General features: G+C 44.7%; 15 protein-coding genes and 1 other annotated feature. Of the genes, 4 read left to right on the top strand and 11 right to left on the bottom strand.

The genetic code is table 11. The features are described from left to right. Window positions 1–9: 9 nt before the first annotated feature. From ACFQ0C_RS11945 to ACFQ0C_RS11915, 7 genes are all read right to left on the bottom strand, one after another. Window positions 10–1,803 carry a sensor histidine kinase gene (locus ACFQ0C_RS11945; protein ID WP_379366974.1) on the bottom strand — a complete coding sequence of 598 codons (1,794 nt, stop codon included), beginning with the start codon at window positions 1,801–1,803 and terminating at the stop codon, window positions 10–12. A gap of 544 nt (window positions 1,804–2,347) precedes the next feature. Beyond that, a complete protein-coding gene (locus ACFQ0C_RS11940) occupies window positions 2,348–2,788 on the bottom strand; it encodes a Dps family protein (RefSeq protein ID WP_379366972.1) in 441 nt (146 codons plus the stop codon). A 121-nt stretch (window positions 2,789–2,909) separates the two neighbouring features. After that, window positions 2,910–3,107, bottom strand: coding sequence for a hypothetical protein (locus tag ACFQ0C_RS11935; protein ID WP_379366970.1), 198 nt, complete (start codon window positions 3,105–3,107; stop codon window positions 2,910–2,912). A gap of 171 nt (window positions 3,108–3,278) precedes the next feature. After that, a complete protein-coding gene (locus tag ACFQ0C_RS11930; protein WP_379366968.1) occupies window positions 3,279–4,802 on the bottom strand; it encodes a stalk domain-containing protein in 1,524 nt (507 codons plus the stop codon). A gap of 146 nt (window positions 4,803–4,948) precedes the next feature. Beyond that, window positions 4,949–6,571 (bottom strand): response regulator transcription factor, encoded by a 1,623-nt coding sequence (locus ACFQ0C_RS11925; RefSeq protein WP_379366966.1) that lies wholly within the window; start codon window positions 6,569–6,571, stop codon window positions 4,949–4,951. Between the two features lies 1 nt (window position 6,572). Continuing rightward, the gene (locus tag ACFQ0C_RS11920; RefSeq protein WP_379366964.1) at window positions 6,573–8,333 is read right to left on the bottom strand and encodes a sensor histidine kinase; all 1,761 of its coding nucleotides are present in this window, start codon (window positions 8,331–8,333) and stop codon (window positions 6,573–6,575) included. A gap of 181 nt (window positions 8,334–8,514) precedes the next feature. Beyond that, window positions 8,515–8,757, bottom strand: coding sequence for an HPr family phosphocarrier protein (locus ACFQ0C_RS11915; protein WP_258215864.1), 243 nt, complete (start codon window positions 8,755–8,757; stop codon window positions 8,515–8,517). A 256-nt stretch (window positions 8,758–9,013) separates the two neighbouring features. Between ACFQ0C_RS11915 and ACFQ0C_RS11910 the strand changes: the two genes are divergently transcribed. From ACFQ0C_RS11910 to ACFQ0C_RS11900, 3 genes are all read left to right on the top strand, one after another. Further along, on the top strand, window positions 9,014–10,603 hold the full coding sequence (locus ACFQ0C_RS11910) for a sensor domain-containing diguanylate cyclase (protein WP_379367321.1): 1,590 nt from the start codon (window positions 9,014–9,016) through the stop codon (window positions 10,601–10,603). 73 nt (window positions 10,604–10,676) lie between these two features. Further along, window positions 10,677–10,891 (top strand) — a binding site (T-box leader). A gap of 52 nt (window positions 10,892–10,943) precedes the next feature. After that, window positions 10,944–12,809, top strand: a complete 1,866-nt coding sequence (locus ACFQ0C_RS11905; RefSeq protein ID WP_379366961.1) for an arginine--tRNA ligase — start codon at window positions 10,944–10,946, stop codon at window positions 12,807–12,809. 230 nt (window positions 12,810–13,039) lie between these two features. Beyond that, window positions 13,040–13,264: a hypothetical protein gene (locus tag ACFQ0C_RS11900; protein ID WP_379366959.1), complete on the top strand. Its 225-nt coding sequence runs from the start codon at window positions 13,040–13,042 to the stop codon at window positions 13,262–13,264. A 14-nt stretch (window positions 13,265–13,278) separates the two neighbouring features. On the opposite strand, the gene ACFQ0C_RS11895 is transcribed toward ACFQ0C_RS11900, so the two are convergent. Together ACFQ0C_RS11895 and ACFQ0C_RS11890 are read right to left on the bottom strand one after the other, a co-directional pair. Next, a complete protein-coding gene (locus ACFQ0C_RS11895) occupies window positions 13,279–13,770 on the bottom strand; it encodes a DUF1648 domain-containing protein (RefSeq protein ID WP_379366957.1) in 492 nt (163 codons plus the stop codon). Between the two features lie 162 nt (window positions 13,771–13,932). Further along, window positions 13,933–14,823: an alpha/beta hydrolase family protein gene (locus ACFQ0C_RS11890; protein ID WP_379366955.1), complete on the bottom strand. Its 891-nt coding sequence runs from the start codon at window positions 14,821–14,823 to the stop codon at window positions 13,933–13,935. Between the two features lie 137 nt (window positions 14,824–14,960). Here ACFQ0C_RS11890 and ACFQ0C_RS11885 point away from each other — a divergent pair, with 137 nt between their 5' ends. Beyond that, complete coding sequence (locus tag ACFQ0C_RS11885) at window positions 14,961–15,296, top strand: carboxymuconolactone decarboxylase family protein (protein WP_379366954.1); 336 nt, start codon at window positions 14,961–14,963, stop codon at window positions 15,294–15,296. A 37-nt stretch (window positions 15,297–15,333) separates the two neighbouring features. Here ACFQ0C_RS11885 and solA read toward each other — a convergent pair whose 3' ends face one another. Both solA and ACFQ0C_RS11875 read right to left on the bottom strand, forming a co-directional pair. Further along, on the bottom strand, window positions 15,334–16,506 hold the full coding sequence (solA, locus tag ACFQ0C_RS11880; protein ID WP_379366953.1) for an N-methyl-L-tryptophan oxidase: 1,173 nt from the start codon (window positions 16,504–16,506) through the stop codon (window positions 15,334–15,336). A 135-nt stretch (window positions 16,507–16,641) separates the two neighbouring features. Continuing rightward, window positions 16,642–17,571 carry a DMT family transporter gene (locus ACFQ0C_RS11875; RefSeq protein ID WP_379366951.1) on the bottom strand — a complete coding sequence of 310 codons (930 nt, stop codon included), beginning with the start codon at window positions 17,569–17,571 and terminating at the stop codon, window positions 16,642–16,644. Between the last annotated feature and the right edge of the window lie 28 nt (window positions 17,572–17,599).

Here is a 17,599-nt window from a genome sequence, read left to right as displayed (position 1 = left end):
TTTTAAATCTTAATCCGTTCTTGGCAGCAGCATATACACCTTCGTGTAAGCCCCTTCTTTACTGCGTATAAAAATTCCGTAGCCGCTACCATACTTTAAGTGGATTCGATGGTTCACATTATCCAGTCCGATATGATTGCGGGGTTGATAGGATGCTTCATTAATACGCTGACGCAAACGGTTTAATTCGGCTTTCGCCATACCCATTCCATTGTCCTGAATTAATACGAGGATGCCTTTTCTCACTATAGTTGCACTGATGTATATTTCATTGTTGTAGGGAGCTTCCTGGAAGCCATGCTTGATACAGTTTTCAACTATCGGCTGCAGCAACAGCTTCAGTGTTCTGTGCTCAAATACGGCTGCATCCGGGATGTTGTATCGAACAGTAAGATTGCCGCTGAATTTTTTATGTAAAATAAACAGATAATCTTTCACATTATTAATTTCATGCTGAAGCGATACCACTTCATTCGCATGGTTCATTGAATACCGGAGCAAATTGCTTAAGGAAACAATGATTTGATTCGACTCCTCGTTATTTCCATAAACGATCTCGGTCTGCAGCAGCTGCAGCGTATTGAACAAAAAATGGGGATTGATTTGCGATTGCAGCGCTTTAAACTCCGTCTCCTTTAAAGTAATTTGCGAGATGTAGTTCTGATCAATCAGCAGTTTGATTCTTCCTATCAAGTCTTCAAACTTCATTCCAATCTGGTTAAGCTCCGAATATCTGTAATCGAACGGCCGAATTACCAAGCTCTCATTCCCTGTCTTGTCCAAAGTTCTAAGCAGCTTGTTGACCGGTCTGGAAATCCGAATCGTGATGACGATACCCAGACATATATTGAGCGCGAAACCAAGATACAGAATGCTTTGCAGGTTTTTGCCGAGAGGACTTGTATGCTTCCTTATTTCTGACATCGGAACAGCGGACACAAGCTTCCAGTCGCCAATCGTCGCAGGATGATAAATAACTAGATAATCTTGCCCATCGATTTCGGCAATAAAATTGTTCGGACCCTCTCTCTGACCTGCTGCAATGGAAAACCGCGTGCCGATCAAGCTTTTATTTTTATGAACGATGATCTGCTCATCCTTATCGATAAGAAACATGCTGCCGCTATATTCGGAAGCGCTTAAATCAAACAAGCCGTTCAAATGATCCAGATCGATGTTGCACACAATGGACCCGACTACCTTTTGCTCAAAATTTAAAATAGGAATGGCCACGGATAACGTCTGCTGGTTATATTTCGAGGCGTAATCATTTAAATAATAGTCTTGTTTGTGCAAGCCTAAAGTAATGAAATTGTTTTGGGGAAGCTCCACCGTTTTTTGAAACCATGGCTGCTGCCTGAAATCATAATCCCACTTCAAGGACCGCCTGCCATCCAAATTCATAATATAGCCATTGATGCCAATAATCAGAACATCGCTAATTAAGGAGGAGCTGATGCTGCGGCTGGCATCCGTGATGAGTCTCTCGTGATTGATTCTTTCAGCTGCATTCATCAAATGAAAGGAGTTGAGGGACGCGATGACCGAAGGATGGGTGCCCATCAACACCAACGCTCGCTTTACTTCCTCCAGATTGAAATTAAGACCAACCGTCGCTTGCTCCATTACCTTTTTGCTGGAATTGATAATTTCTTCGGTAAATAGGCTTGTTGTATCACGGAGGGTCAAGTAACCAAGACTTGAAATAAGTAAAATGTTTGCAACCAAATAAGACAAGAGCATCGTACGGACGATGGACCGTTTAAATAAAGTCAATTTCAATGCTTTGGACACATTTATCATGCAGGGCGTTACCTTTCCTGGTAAATTGGCATTTTACCCCTTTATTATAACAACACCCGTTTCGTTTAGAGCAAGCAAATATTTTCCCGCCATATAAGTTGAACTAAAAGCTTTAAATCCGCCATCGTGTGGAAGTTTCAGTAGTCTTGCGACACTCCCCGTGGACCGACCGCCATGCAACGCCGCAATAACTGGAAAACATCCATCTATTTTTAGAATTTTTGGAGAAAAATTGCATATAGATGGATTTCCTCCCTCTAATACAGCGTGTAACCCCAACTAGAGGAATAGGAGGCGATATTAACATGAGGTTTTCCATCTAAGCTAGGGTTCGAGGCAATATGCAGCATAATTAGCAGGAGTTTTTCCAGGTAACATGACCTCAAAGCAGCGGCGGTCCGACCGTGGGCTTATCGCATACAAGCTGAAAAAGCCTTCCGGCTAAAAAACCGGAGGCTTCGGCTTGCATATCATTCCCTTGCTATCATTCCCTTGCCTTCATTCACTTGCCTTCATTCACTTGCCTTCATTCACTTGCCTTCAATCATTTCCCCAGGAAGGAATTCAACATCCAGACATGCTTCTCAAGGCTGGCATGAATGCCGAGCAGCAAATCGCCTGTCGTCTCATCGCCCAACGATGCCGCCAACTTCATGCCGGCTTTCAATTCATTAATAACCGTCTGGAAGTCGTTGACTACGGCTTCAACCATCTGCTCTGCGGTCTCAATCCCTGCCGCATCGCGGACCGACGCCACATCCAGGTATCCCTGCAGGGTTGCTACCGGCTTTCCGCCCAAAGCCAGCAAGCGTTCCGCCAGCACATCCACATGGAGAGCCGCTTCCGTATACAGCTCCTCGAATTTGAGGTGCAAAGTGAAGAATTGATGGCCTTTCACATACCAATGGAAATTGTGCAATTTGACATGCAGCACGGACCAGTTCGCAAGCTGCCGGTTAAGAATAGTGTTTAATGCTTCGCTCATCTTAGGTTCCTCCTCATAAGTCGTTGAACAGCATCATTCTTTCAGATGCTGCAGTGACTCGCTTAGTTTATATTTAGACTTAATCTAAATTTATAAATTAATCATACCATCTTCATCCATATTAATCATGAAGATTGCATGAAGAAATGTAGGGCCGCTCTTTATACAAGTCGTCTGAGCTTGTATTCTTCAATTCGTAAGCAGGAAAAGAGCGATAGCCAAATTCCAATATATCTTGGCATGTATCGCAAATGTCACCTTCCCATCCCGGTTCCTTCGCTTCTTGGTAACATAACCCGCATACTTGTGTATGGCTCATTGATGCTTCCTCTCTTTCACAATGATTATATCTGCCTTCAGATGGCCGTACTAAAAAATAGCATCAGAGACCGCCTATAGGCTGCGAGCAATAGCTCGCAGCCTATTCTTCCGTTATGTCTTCTGGAAACATGGAACACATGATAATCTTTAGCCTGCTATGTGTGTCCTGTTATTTAGTATTAACAGTAACCGTTCGGGTGGCTTTATCAAATGTTACATTGGCACCAAACGCTTCGCTTACGAATCTTAGCGGAACCATTGTACTATTGTAATTCGAAGGATTTCTGACAACCTGAACTGGAACCTCAAGCGTTTTTTCTGCTCCGTTGAGAACGGCCGTTGTTGAGCCGATAGTTAATTTCAGCTTCGTATTCCCTTTACTCGCCGTTACGCTCCTTTTGTCGCCATCCCATACAACAGCGGCTCCCAGCTTTCCGAAGATATCTCCTAATGGCACTAACACATTGCCGTCTCTGATGACAGGAGCTTGCACAAAGCTCTGTGCCGCATTATTGATTGCTACTTTCACTTCCGGCACACCGGTAACCATAGCCAAGCTATCACTTGCCTGCTCTGCACGCAGCGGAAGGTAGATTGCGTGCTTGAGAACCTGCTGCTGTCCTTCTTTACTCAGGATGAATTTCATAAACTCATCAAGCACAGGATTCAACTCCTTACCCGGCTGCTTATTCGCATTAAAGTAAATTAAGCGGCTCAGCGGGTATTTAGCACTTGCCACATTCTCGTAGGTTGGTGAATAATACGGACTTGTTGAGTTTTCTGCCAGAGCAATCAATTTCACACCTTTGTCGATGTAAGCAAGACCTGAATATCCAAGACCGTAACGATCATCCGCTACGCGGCCGGCTGCAGGAAAAACAAGCTTATCAAAGGTAATACCCTCGCGCCATTCACCGCGTTGCCCGTCAGTGCTCAACACTTTTTGACGGATGAACTCCTCGAAGCCGTTCCAAGGCTGTATACCGTACAGATTGATCGGCTTGTCGGCCCATTCGCCGGTTAATCCGAGCTCCCCCCATGTAGTGATAGCGCCTCCTCCACGATGATGCGTAGCCGAGTATAATGCATCGAGCTGGTCAAAGTTCAGCTTCTCAAGCGGATTGTCTTTATGGACATAGAACCCCATAGAATCAAGGAATCCAAAGTGACGGTAGGAAGCTCCTGAAATGGGTACGCTAAGCGGCTCATAGCCATACTGTGCCTTGAAATCAACGACATCCTCAGGCTTAAGCTCCCGCGATACGAAAACAAATTCGACCGTTTCCTTAAGTAGTTCCCGTGCTCCAAGGCTACCTGCATAAGGAGGAACTATTTCTATGTTCACTTTTGGATAATATTTCTTGAACTCCTCAATCCACAGACTTACAAGACTGGGCAGCACGTCAGATGATGCACCCTTAAAGCTGCCGGAGAGCTCGATATCCTTACGCGGCTTATAAGATGGCAAAGACGAATCAATCAATGGCTGCATAAATTCCGGTGTAGGCAGCGGGCGGCCATTTTTTTTATTAAAAGCATCTTGTTCGTCTGTCTGCTTCAGGTTCGTCGGAAGAGGCGGGATTACCATTTCCACCATATTCGACTCGGCCGCCTTGGCATAATTCCCATAACCGCCTAAAACGCAGGATGCTACAACCGAAAATACCGTCAATCCTTTTAACAGTTTGTTCATACTTTAACCTCTTTCGCTAATGTAGTTACGTTACATGCAAATTCTACAATTAACGAATGCGCTTTCAAATGCATATATTTGTCCTTTTCTTTTCTGTTTTTGTACTTGAAAGCAGTGTCGGCTTAATTGGCCGGTTCCATCTGAGGTTATTTTCCACTTTTGAATTCCAGCGGTGTTTTTCCTGTAACCTTTTTAAAAATTCGGCTAAAATGGGTCTGATTCGGATAACCCACACTCTCACCAACCTCATAAATTTTCATGCCGCTGTACAGCATCTGTTTAGCTTTCTCTATGCGAAATCGAGTGACATATTCACTAAAATTTTCCCCGGTATCTTTAACAAATACTTTGCTTAAATAGCTTTCGCTAACCCCCACCTGCTGACTGACCAAAGATAATGAAATCGGGGCGGCATAATGGCGCTCGATCAATTTCTTGGCCTTATCGATCAGCCTCGGAATGCTGTCGGCCGCCTTCCTTCCCGAATCCAAAACATTATAAATTTTGTGCAGCACTGCACGCAGCCAGTCATGAATCCGGGGCATCCACTCCAGTTGCTCCAATTGTTCATACGGGGAATCGGCAAGATCCAATATATCCGGCCAAGTGAAGCCTTTAGCGTGAATTAGCATGCTTAACTCTCTTAGAAGTGACTTATATTGTTGAAAAATAATTTCAGCATCAACGACCCCAATAGATTTTACAGCTTGAATCCATTTGTCGAATTCCCCCTTCCAATCTGCCGTCCCCATTTCAAGCTTATACAAGAGCTCACCGGTGCTGCATAGCGGCGAAACTGACGATTGAGAGCTTTTAAACGGACTATCCTCAGGAAAGTAAGCGTGGCCAAGTCCGTTATACAAACGAAGTGCCGCGAGTTGCCTCGCAGCATCATAGTGCTCACTCCATTGCGTCCAACCCGCACAAGGAAGCGATACCCCCATGCTGACCGATATATTCAAGTACTGTCTGAGATGATTGCTGATCGTATTCACTGTTTCGATAATTCGATGTCTCGTATGCTGCACGCTTTCGTTGACAGGATAAACCACCAATATAGCGAATTCGGCCTTATTAAAGGGGACAATGACAGATTCCGGATAGTTGGCCTCCAGTACTTGCATGATGGTAATTGAGATATACCTCAGCTTCTGCGAATCAAGATCCTTCGATTCTTCGGAAAATGTTCTATCGATCCAGATGCTTATAAGAATCTGGCGTGACTGAGACGATTCAGCCCGCCATTCCCTGATCATCCTTATTTGTTCTTCGGGCAAGCCTTCATCTTCCACAGCATGGTTTAAGGTCAGCAAAAGAGCTTGCTCCTTCATACGCTTCTGCTGAATTTTCGACTCCTGAAGCTGCTGCTCTGTTTCTTGCATATGTTCTTTCCGCTTGGCTACCGCTTTAGCAATGACAGGGGTAACCACGGATTCTTCTAAATCCTCCTTTACGATATAGTCGCTCGCCCCTAATAAAAAGGCTTTCCGCACATAATTGTAATTGGAATACGCACTGAGTACGATCACCATCGGCTTATGCTTCTCTTCCCTTTCCTTCAGCTGTTCAAGAAAAGCGATTCCGTTTAGAACCGGCATCTGCACATCCATAATCACGATGTCTACAGGATGGCGCTCCATGTACCGCAAAGCTTCTCCGCCGTTGGATACTTCCGCAACGATCTCACAATCATAGTGCTCCCAGCGTATCATTTCCCGCATCGCTATTCGAAACAACGGCTCATCATCGGCGATTAATACCCGCAGCAATTCAATCACCTCCTGAATCCAGATTCAAAGGGGCTTCTAATAAAGGCAGGCAAATATCCACCTTGGTCCCCTTACCCGGCTTGCTCACAATTTTCAGTCCATACTTAGGCCCATAATTTAATTGAATTCGCTGGTGGACGTTCTGCAGTCCCATTCCGTTGAAGCTCTCTCTCTTAGGGTATTGGGGTTCTATTTCTCCCAGCTCCGCATCCGACATGCCGACTCCATTATCTTGAATGCAAAAGCATAGAGACTCCTCGTTCAAGAACTCCCCCGTAATACTAAGCTTCCCTCTCCCCTCTGCACTCTGGAGACCGTGTATAACAGCATTTTCGATGATAGGCTGAAGCAGCAGTTTAAGAATATGAAAACTTTTCAGACGCTCTTCCACACGAATCTCAACGTCAAAGCTATCTCCATACCGTACCTTCATAATATTTAAATAATGACCCAGCAGCCCGATTTCCTCTTCGATTGTAATGTATATCCCTCCCCTGTTGAATGTAAAAGAGAGCAGTTTAGTAAGCGATTCGGTCATTTTCTGAATATGCTGGGACTTGGCCATAACCGCCATCAGCTTGATTGTATTTAACGTATTTAATAGAAAATGAGGGTTAATTTGCGATTGTAGCGCAGCAATCTCCGCGTGTTTCTTCTGCCTTTCCTTCTCTTCGACATCCAGAATCAATTCTTTCATCCGCAGCACCATCTGATTGAAGGTTTTGGACAACAAAAATATTTCCATTGGACCGCGCTCTGCGATCTGCACGTTCAAATTTCCGGTTTTCATTACATTCATTTGCTTGACCAATGAGAGAATCGGCTTAACTATGTAGGATACGATAAGGACAGAAATGAGCAGGAAAATAATTATGCCAATCGAGCCTATCCAAATGGTTTGTTCATAGACACCCTTCACCTTTTTGATAAACCGCTCGTAAGGAATGATTCGGATATACTTCCATCCTAATTTCGAAGTCAAATAAACGACGAATGATTCCTTCTGATTAATTTCAGCGACATAATAGCCCGCTTCCTCTTTCTGTGCCCTCAACAAATACGGATCTTCGAAAACCCCTTTGTAACCCTCAGTATTTCCAGACACTATGAAGGAAGCGTTTTCATTTAGAACAAGCAGTTCACCCGACTTCGATACCTGGGACTCCAGATGCTGCTGCAAAATATTGTCATTAAAAACAAACAGAATCAAATCAATATCAGCAAAGGATGGGCCGTCGTCTCCTGGGGCAACTACAGCCGTGAAGGAGGATTTCATATCCGTGTCAGCTAGAAATACTTGCTCTTGAACGTCAAATAAATGTACTTTATTTTTTGATTGCAGCATCTCGCTATACCATGGGGTTTGCCTGATTTCTTTCTCATTTAAATTAAGATTTCGCTGATAATAATAGGCTCCTTGATTTTTACGAAAAAAAACAATCGAAATCAAATCAGGCCCATAATGATGGAAATAATTGGACAATTGCTGATCAAGCTTCTGCTTATAGGTAGGGCTCTCCAATAAATCTTTAGCTGTAAGGATTTGAGAGATACTTGCGCTAACTTCATGATCTTTAAGAAGTGACGCTATCGTCTTCTTGATTCGGCCTACTTCATTATCTACAGTAGAGGAGACAAGCTCAAGTGTCGTTGTCGCACGTGAAGTGATGGTTTCCATTAAAATGGAGTGATACAAAGTCACAGATATAACGGTTATTAGAAATATCGGCAGCAAAATCATAATAAAAAATGAAACAAACATAATTTTTGATATGCTCCATCGACTGGATCGAGCACGAGAAAACCAGGCAGCTAACTTGAATAACAAATTTGCTCCTCCAATCTTGAAAAAAACCTCCGAACGCACTATATAAGTGGCCGGAGGCTTATTTTGTTATAACAAACTTTATACGTTTTCAGCGGAGCTGAACAGCTAAATCAATCTAATTGACAGTTACTGACAGATGATGCTTTTTAAAAACTTCAGTCATCTCCGCCTTTGCTTCTGCTTCATCAAGACCGTGAATCTCCAGTCTGTAGTGCTGATCGTTCAACAAAGTAATGCTTAACCCCAATATACTCTTTGCGTCTATAATTTTATTGTCTAAACAGATAACAATGCTTGATCTAAACTGGGAGGCCTTCTGATTTATTTCCACAATTGCCTTAGTATCCAAACCGCTCATCTAAATCCCTCCAATTTTAGGATGCCTTTCGCTTAAATATCGCAAAAGCCTTATAAAGCGCTTTCATTATATCATTAAATATAAAATATAATAGTTTAACCAAATTAACAATAATAACTTCATTTAGTACGTTTTGTTCATAAAATTCACGAATGCTTAATCTATAAATAGCCCCAATATATGCTACAATGGGGTTTTATTGGTTATGTGCTGTAATCTAAACTCAACACAAGGGAGCATTTGACATTTGATACCTATGCTGCACGAAATAAAAGCAACTCAACAGAAAAAGATTAGCCTTGCCACACTTTTAACAGGCTTGGTCTCCCTGTCTGTCCTTTTGACTTTAACCATTCTTCTCATAGCATCCTATCAATCAAGCAAAAAATCACTAATAGATACTACGCTCACTTTGAATCTTACAAACGCAAGCAAAATGAGTCAGACGATAGATTCTTTGTTTAAATCCATGAGGAGCAGCCTGCACAAATCCGCAATAATCTTTTCAAATATAAACTTGATGAACGCAGATGAAGTCTATTCTAATCTGGAATTGATACGTTATAGCAGCAACTATTTTAATTCCATTGCCCTGGTAGATGAAACGGGACTTGTTCGAAGTGTGTCTCCGAAATCCATCGGTACTGCAGGCAAATATATAACAACAGAAGAGGCGAAAACCGCATTGGAGTTACACAAGCCCTACCTTTCCAAGCCTTACATAGCCACAACTACCGGACGTCTTCTCGTATTTATGAGCGAGCCCATATATGATATGAACGGTACTTACCGGGGATATATTGGTGGAACTATTTATCTTCAAGAGGACAATATTTTGAATATGATTTTCGGGAGCAACCCAACCGATAAAATAGGTTCTTATTTTTATATCGTGCAATCCGACGGTCGTATATTGTTCCATCGCGACACGAATCGGATAGGCGAGGATATTAGCGCCAACCAAGTCGTTCGGAAGCTTATTCAGGGTCAAAGCGGACACGAACAAATGGTCAACTTACATGGAGAAACGTTGCTGGCAGGATACGTGAAGGTTCCGGAAAACGACTGGGGCGTAGTTGTGGTGTCGCCTATCAACGTCGTATATGACCAACTGAAACATCATATCAATGCCGTTCTTTTGTATATGATGCTTCCTTTTTTAATATTGCTGCTAGTAGTCATAGGCTTTGCACGCAAGCTGGCCAAACCCTTCGTAGGCTTGGCTGACCTCGTGAGCAAAATCGGTAGAGAAAAAGTCGAAGTCCCTGAAATAAAACACCATTGGAATAGAGAGGCGGATTTGTTAACAAAATCAATTAGGTATGCTTTATCGGATATAAAAAAACAGACGGACCAATTGACGCATGAGGCGATGACAGATCCATTAACCGGGTTAACAAACCGAAGAACGCTCGAAATCATCATGCATCAATGGATGGAGGAGCAGACCCCTTTCTCTATAATTATTATGGATATTGATAGATTTAAATCCATTAATGACACCTACGGTCATCAAGCCGGGGACGAAGTATTAAAGCATTTTGCACAAATTATTACTTCCACAGTACGGCCGGGTGATGTATGCTGTCGTTTCGGAGGTGAAGAATTTATTGCCCTTATATCGCATGCCGCTATTGATGAGGCTTTTCTTGTGGCAGAACGAATTCGCCATACGTTGGAAAAAAATATCCATCCTATCGGCCATCCTATTACGGTCTCACAGGGTATCGCACACTATCCTTCACACTCCGCGTCTGCAGAAGAGCTGATCCATATGGCCGACCAAGCCTTGTATAAGGCTAAGCAATCGGGAAGAAACCAGACCCATATAGCCAAATTTAGGTAAAATCACGGTTGATTTTTTCTGAAATGCGGGTATACTGATAAAAAGCTTTTTTATTCGAGCCATAAAATTTCATAATCCTTCGATGATTGGGACAGTAATTATTGACAATAGTTCAAGCGAGCCGGGATAGTGAGAGCCGGTACGGAGTCATTAATGAAACGGACCCATGAGATGATCTTCTGAACGGTAAGTAGGAAGATCCGGCTAAGACCGTTATCTTTGGAGTGGTTAAACCTCGGTTTAACAACAAGAGTGGTACCGCGAGTGCTGTAAGCCTTCGTCTCTTATTAGAGATGAGGGCTTTTTTGCGTTAAAAAGACTATTATTCAGGAGGGGTATTATGTTAAATCAACTGTTAGCTACTCATATTGAAGCGGCGGTAACCAAGCTGTTGGATGAGCTCGATCTTCCACAAGCTTCACCCATCAAAGTTATCATTGAACAACCATCCCATATCGAGCATGGCGATTACTCCACCAACATAGCTATGCAGCTGGCGAAGGTACTGCGCAAGCCCCCGATGCATATAGCACAGCTCCTGCAAGCAAGGCTGGAGCAGGACGGTTTCATTGAAAACAGGGTGTATAAAATCGAGATAGTCCCGCCCGGATTTATCAACCTGTTTATAAGCTGGAAGCAGTGGGCACACCATCCCCTTGCCGCAGCTGAAGTGTCCCCCGGACTTAAAGTCGTCATTGAACATACATCCATTAATCCGAATAAATCGGCGCATATCGGGCATTTAAGAAATTCCTGTATTGGCGATACATTGGTGAGGCTGCTGCAAAGAGTCGGCTATCAGGTCGAGGTTCATAACTACATCGATGACCTTGGCAATCAGCTAGCGGATACGGTTGTCGGCCTTCTTCATACTCCGCTGCAAAAGGAGCATGTCCGTTTCGGCGATTATTGCTGGGATATTTATTCTGCGATTAATAAAGAATACCAAGCTAACTCGAAGCTGACGGAACAACGCGCACATGTGCTCCACAATCTGGAGGAAGGCAACAACAATTTAGCATGGGTCGGCATGCTGGTAGCGGAACGAATTGTCCGCGAGCATATTGAGGAAATGAAGCCATTCGGAATTGATTATGATTTGTTAGTATGGGAAAGCAACATTGTCAGAGAAGGATTCTGGTCATCCGCGTTTGCGCTTTTGCAGCAAACCTCACTTTTTTATGAAGAATCGGAAGGGAAATTGGCGGGCTGCTGGGTGTTAAAACAACCGTCTTCTACAGGAGAAGAGGAGGAGTCGGAGCATAGCGCGGATAAAGTTCTAGTCCGTTCTAACGGCATCTTGACCTACACTGCCAAAGATATCGCTTATCACTTATGGAAGTTCGGGCTGCTGGAAAAAGATTTTAGGTACAAAAAGTTTAGCGAGGGCTTGTGGACAACCTATACAGCAGGCTCGAAGGAAGCATTCGGTAACGCCGATCTTGTGATCAACGTAATTGATCATAGGCAGGAATATCCGCAAATGATGGTCAAGCAGGCTCTTGAGGCATTAGGCTACTCCGAACAAGCAGCCCAGCTGCGTCATGTCAGCTATGGAGTTGTTTCCCTAAGTCCTGGATCGGCCGCAGAGCTAGGCATCGATACAACAGACAAGAAAACATCGTACGCCATGTCCGGGCGGCAAGGAATTGGCATCAAAATCTCCCATCTGCTTGATTTGATGGAAGGCGTTGTGGAAGAGAAGCGCTCGGATAAAACCGGCATCTCCAGCAGGACCATCGCAGCCGCGGCGATTCGGTACTACTTGCTTCGTTTTAACCTGCACACCGAGGTGGTATTTGATCTGCAGCAGGCTACTGAAATATCGGGTAATTCAGGCGTATATTTAATGTATTCGTATGCACGTGCCGTCAGTCTTATCAACAAAGCGGAGCAAGAGCTGCATATCGTACCGGCCGTGCCCGGGGACTTCCCTGAGATGGAGAAAGCAGAATATGCTCTGCTTAGACATCTTGCCAATTGGCAAGATACATTAATTGCCGCCAGCCGCGAGCTGACGCCAAATTCGATCTGCAGCTATGCATTCGATCTGGCAACGCTGTTTAACAACTTTTATGCTGTCTGTCCGATTCTTAAAGCGGATGATGAGAGGAAGAAATTCCGCGTGTGGCTCACCTCAATATTCAAACAAACACTAGGTGATGCTCTGAATGTTCTTGGTTTACCGGCCCCGGATCGTATGTAAACTATAGACGGCATTTAAGCCTGTAATGCTTGCCTTCTCGTCAATAGCTTGTGGATAACTACAACTGTGGATATGTTGATAATATTTTCAAAGATATGCACAATAAAGGATGGTGCTATGTTGATAATGTGGATATCCATGTGGATAAATAATCTGCCCTATCATGTAGCACCCTTCACTGAAGGTATCCTATCTATTACGTCGAATAATGTTGGATGAGGTGACTAAACATGTCAGAATCAAAAGCTCTTTGCTCCGATACAGAGCTATTCGCTGCAGCCTTGTTCCAGCTGCAAGTGTCCGTTTGGGAGCGCACGGCTGATGATATTCCTGTCAGAGTTGAGGATGGCGGTACTATTGAGCGAATTACGCCCGTCAGCGTCAAAATAAATGGAATTTATTATGTGCGAAGCGAATGTGAATTTCGAGTTGATAGGAGCGGAATTAAGTCCTAGCTTGCCCTTGTGCATCATTTTAATTTTATGGTTCGATAGATATAGAAAATAATAGTTAGCACAACGAGGGCTAGAATGACATAGATAAAGACTCCAAGATCGTTTATCTTGTCTGCTGCCACTTCTACCGATTTCCACAATAAGTAACTGAACAAGACTGCAATCTCTACCTTTAACCAGCTCAGCAGCATTTTTGCGTTTGTATATTGCCTTTGGGCATTGCTTTCTGTGATCTCACTGAGATAATTAAAAGAATGAGGAAATTTACTTAAAACTGTGAGTCCAATATAGATAACTATAGAAATAATTGGCAGTATAAATAAAGTCCCTTTCCCTCCCCAGCCATCTACCTTCCCGGAACCGTTAAAATGAGTCGGTATTTGGGCAGGCAGCTTCGGCCACTCTACGAATAAGTAAGCTATGGACGATAGGATCACAGCAATTGAAATAACATCATGCAATACCTCCAGGTTAGTTTTCGGAATAGAAAGTATGGGCCGCTTCATAAATAATCCCCCTTTTTATCAAATTTCTTTTGGGTCTATCTGCATTTACTGTAACCGCCGCGGGACATTTAATCAACCAAGTGCCCTTGTTTATCCTCGAGATGTGCAAACAATCCCGCCCCCTAAGAGGCGAGATTAAACTCACGATGCTATATGCTGCCACTAGTCGGCAGTAGGGGGAAGGTCTTTCAAGAAATCTGCCGTGAGCTGAATAGCTTCCTCCAATTGATCAGTCGTTCCGACAAAAGGATGCACAGCGCCGAACGTATGCGTTCCCTCGGCAATCGTAACGCAACGATGCTGGGGAGCAGCTTGCCGCAGCGTTTCAAAGCCGGCCTGAAGCCTATCGGAATCCCTGTTTCCCTGAAGCTGCAAAACAGGGATGCCCAACGCTGATAGCCTTTCAGGAATATGATAGCGTGACCGATGCTCAGCCAAATCCTCATAAAAGCCACGCCGGATCGGCATCTGCTGCTTCGTCCTCGCATTAGCTACATAAGCGACACCATGCTCCGCAATGACAGCCTTGAAGGCATCATCAAATAAATCTGGATTAGCATTGCCATTCCAGGTGACTACCGCCTTAACTTCAGGATGCTCGCTCGCAAAGAGAATGCTGTTCCCTCCTCCACGGCTGTGCCCAAGCAAATAAATACGCTGTAAATCCGCTCGCTCCCCTTCCGGCAGCTGCTTATCCAATAGCGCTTGAAGAAGAAGGCTCAAGTCGGCCTGTTCACGGGAATAAGTGTTGAAAGAAAATTTATCCAGTTCGTCAAAATCAGTCTCATTAACTCCGTTGCACGAGAAATTAAACGTTACAACAAAGAAACCTCGCTCGGCAAACTGTGAAGCCGCGTAAGGAAAAAAGCCCCAATCCTTAAACCCTTTAAACCCGTGGCTTATAAGAAGTACCGGCTTGGGTGACAACGAATCATCGCCTGGCTCTTGCTGAAATCTAACTTCCCCCCGTATGTACAGAGCCTCTCCCTTCTCGGTAGGCAGCTTACCCGCATTCAATATAAAAGAATGTGCTTCAACAGCTGCATTCAGCATAACTTCACTCCTCATTATTTGAATTAGAAAATGTAATTATAATATTTAAATTGTAACATATTGACCTAAATTGATAAAGTATTACAATTATTATTGTGGGAAATATTTCAATTATTGTGAGAGGAGCTTATATGCCTATGAAAAACCCCGATTTCGAATTTTTTGCTGAGCAATTCCCTGAGGTTGCCGATCAATTCCGCAGCCTGCACCGCTCTGTCATTGCCCAATCGGCATTAGATCCAAAAACACAGCAGCTCATTTATATTTCCAACTTGGCCGCTCTTGGCTACGCTCCCGCCATTAAATCCCACCTGCCTTTAGCCATTAAAGCAGGGGCCTCCAAGGATGAAATACTGGCTGCATTGTTAACCAGCATACCCGCAGCCGGTCTTGTACCTGTTCTTCCAGTACTAAAGGAGGTTGCGGAAACGCTTGACGAGCTGCTGACGCAAACGGAAACCTCTGTTAGTTAGCAGCGTTAGGAACCTGTGATCCTAACCGGCCGTTACATTATAACGACCGTTGAAATGCAAAGGAAGACAAATCACAGTAGCTCCGTCCCACTGCCAGCAGTTGGCTCAAAGCTTCACCGATCGAGCTGCTGAATTTAAAGCCATGGCCTGATCCGCCGCCAGCAAACCAGATGCCCGGACGCTCCGGGAGCTCCCCTATCAAGAAATGTTCACCCGGAGCGTTCTCATATAAGCAGGTTCCCCCCTTGGATAAGCTTCCCACCTTCGGCAAGTACAGGTTCAAAAAGCTTTGCAAATCCTCTTCATCTTCAGGATGGATTCCGAACGGATGAAGCTCTGCCCCTGGAAGCACCGTTTCGCCTCCATCATGCCTCCCTACCTTTACCCCTCTGCCGTCAAGATCAGGGAAACCGTAATATTCTTCCGTTCCGCCTTTATTAACAATAAAAGCCGGGAAGACCTCGCTACCATATAAGCTTGTAGGTGCTTCAAACCAGCCTATAGCTTTTCTCACAGGGCGTACCAGCTGCTTCAGCTCAGGCAGCAGTGCGGCTGAGAAGGCTCCTCCGCAGACAAGCACACGATCAGCATAATAGGTTCCTGCTGAAGTGCGAACCATTTGCTGCGCCGAACCGGACACGATGGACTCCACCCGTTCATTGGTTCGAAAGTCGGCTCCGCAGCGTTCGGCCAATTTCCGATAAACACGGATAATGTTCTCGCTGAATAACACTCCAGCCTGCGGCTCGTACAAGCCTTCCGTATACTCCGGGATGCAGAAGCCAGGCCACCTGTCCATCAATTCCTTAGGCTTCAAACGCTCGTAAGGAATACCGAACTCCATACAGCTATCCTGCTTCGATTGCAAAAAACTGGAATTCGTATCCCCTATACTCACTACTCCCGTCTTTTTGAAAATTTCCGCATCCGCATCCGTCATACCGCTATAATGGCTGCTAGCCCATTCTTTCGCCTCCTCCGCAAGCTCCGACCAGAGCTCACCCGCTCGCAAAGCGAGTTCCGCATAGGCTGGCCCCATGGTATAGGCGGAGCGGTAAATACGTGTTCCTCCATGATGGCTGCCTTGCTCATGCGGAGGATTATGAGCGTCGATCAGAAGCACCCGCAGACCTGACTTGGCAGTAAAGTAACCAGCGTTCATGCCGAAGCTCCCGGCTCCTACGATAATGATGTCATATCCATTATTCAAGCTACCACTCCTCTATGCTCATGCTTCATACACCGTTTGTTCGACCTTCGGCTCCTATGGACCGACCGATGATTCGAAGCGCGTTTTGTATGCAAATAAGACACCGCGAATAACGCACGCAGTGTCTCCATCCATTTATCCATTCACTTTCGGCACCTTCTGTAAAATACCGGTTGCGGTCACAGGCTTGCCGCTTTCTTCTGGCTTCCCTTTTTTCAGTCCTGTCGCCAGCACGACGCCCCCCACTATCAGCATAGAGCCGACTATTTGAACTATTGTCACCGGTGTGCCCAGAAGCAGGAAACCGACGACCATAGCAACAAAGGGCTGCAGGTTTAGGAAAACCGATGCCTTCCCCGCTCCTATTCGTTTAAGCTGAACATTCCAAATAAGGCCGCACAGACCCTGCATAAGGATGGCCGTTACAAACAGCAGCACCCAAGCCCACGGATGAGAGCTCACGTGAGTGATGGGCTCCTTAATCAAAGCAACGGGTATAACCATACCTGAGCCAATTAATGTGGAATATACGGTAGCTGTCAATGGATCGATCCGTTCTGTCAACTTGCGCATAATAATAATCGAGATAGCAAAGGAAATCATAGCCAATACAATGTACAGCATCCCGATTGAGGGCTTGATGCCCCCGGATTTACCGACTACAAAGAAAATACCGACCATAGCTATAACCGATCCGATTACCATCTTTCTCGTAATGGTTTCCTTCAGAAACACCGCGGCCAGCACAGCAACAGTAATCGGCGCAAGCGAGAGTATCAGCGACGCCGTAGTCGCATCGACTGTTTCCAGTCCTGTGAAAAAAGCAGCTTGATTAATCAGCGTTCCCACAAAACCAAGCGGAACGAGCAGCAGAAAGTCTCTGCGTGTTAAATGACCGAGCTTTTTAAAGCTCCATCCGTATCCAATCAGAAATAATGAGGTTGCCGACAGCCGAATCGCAGAGAGAAGAATAGGCGGAAATTCATTAACCAATATGGAACCGAATACAAAATTGCTCCCCCAACAGCAGACACAAAAAAGCAGGAGTATATATGACCGTACCATGAACCGCCTCGTCTCCTTATATCCCCAA

The organism is Paenibacillus sp. GCM10027630 (genome assembly GCF_042676305.1).
Taxonomy (GTDB): domain Bacteria; phylum Bacillota; class Bacilli; order Paenibacillales; family NBRC-103111; genus Paenibacillus_S.
This window is presented reverse-complemented; position numbering and strand designations above follow the sequence as displayed.

Bases quoted from the DNA above. Each gene is read 5' to 3' on its own strand.
- ACFQ0C_RS11945 (WP_379366974.1), bottom strand. From the start codon at position 1,803: ATGATAAATGTGTCCAAAGCATTGAAATTGACTTTATTTAAACGGTCC.
- ACFQ0C_RS11940 (WP_379366972.1), bottom strand. From the start codon at position 2,788: ATGAGCGAAGCATTAAACACTATTCTTAACCGGCAGCTTGCGAACTGG.
- ACFQ0C_RS11935 (WP_379366970.1), bottom strand. From the start codon at position 3,107: ATGAGCCATACACAAGTATGCGGGTTATGTTACCAAGAAGCGAAGGAA.
- ACFQ0C_RS11930 (WP_379366968.1), bottom strand. From the start codon at position 4,802: ATGAACAAACTGTTAAAAGGATTGACGGTATTTTCGGTTGTAGCATCC.
- ACFQ0C_RS11920 (WP_379366964.1), bottom strand. From the start codon at position 8,333: ATGTTTGTTTCATTTTTTATTATGATTTTGCTGCCGATATTTCTAATA.
- ACFQ0C_RS11915 (WP_258215864.1), bottom strand. From the start codon at position 8,757: ATGAGCGGTTTGGATACTAAGGCAATTGTGGAAATAAATCAGAAGGCC.
- ACFQ0C_RS11910 (WP_379367321.1), top strand. From the start codon at position 9,014: ATGCTGCACGAAATAAAAGCAACTCAACAGAAAAAGATTAGCCTTGCC.
- ACFQ0C_RS11905 (WP_379366961.1), top strand. From the start codon at position 10,944: ATGTTAAATCAACTGTTAGCTACTCATATTGAAGCGGCGGTAACCAAG.
- ACFQ0C_RS11900 (WP_379366959.1), top strand. From the start codon at position 13,040: ATGTCAGAATCAAAAGCTCTTTGCTCCGATACAGAGCTATTCGCTGCA.
- ACFQ0C_RS11895 (WP_379366957.1), bottom strand. From the start codon at position 13,770: ATGAAGCGGCCCATACTTTCTATTCCGAAAACTAACCTGGAGGTATTG.
- ACFQ0C_RS11890 (WP_379366955.1), bottom strand. From the start codon at position 14,823: ATGCTGAATGCAGCTGTTGAAGCACATTCTTTTATATTGAATGCGGGT.
- ACFQ0C_RS11885 (WP_379366954.1), top strand. From the start codon at position 14,961: ATGAAAAACCCCGATTTCGAATTTTTTGCTGAGCAATTCCCTGAGGTT.
- ACFQ0C_RS11875 (WP_379366951.1), bottom strand. From the start codon at position 17,571: ATGGTACGGTCATATATACTCCTGCTTTTTTGTGTCTGCTGTTGGGGG.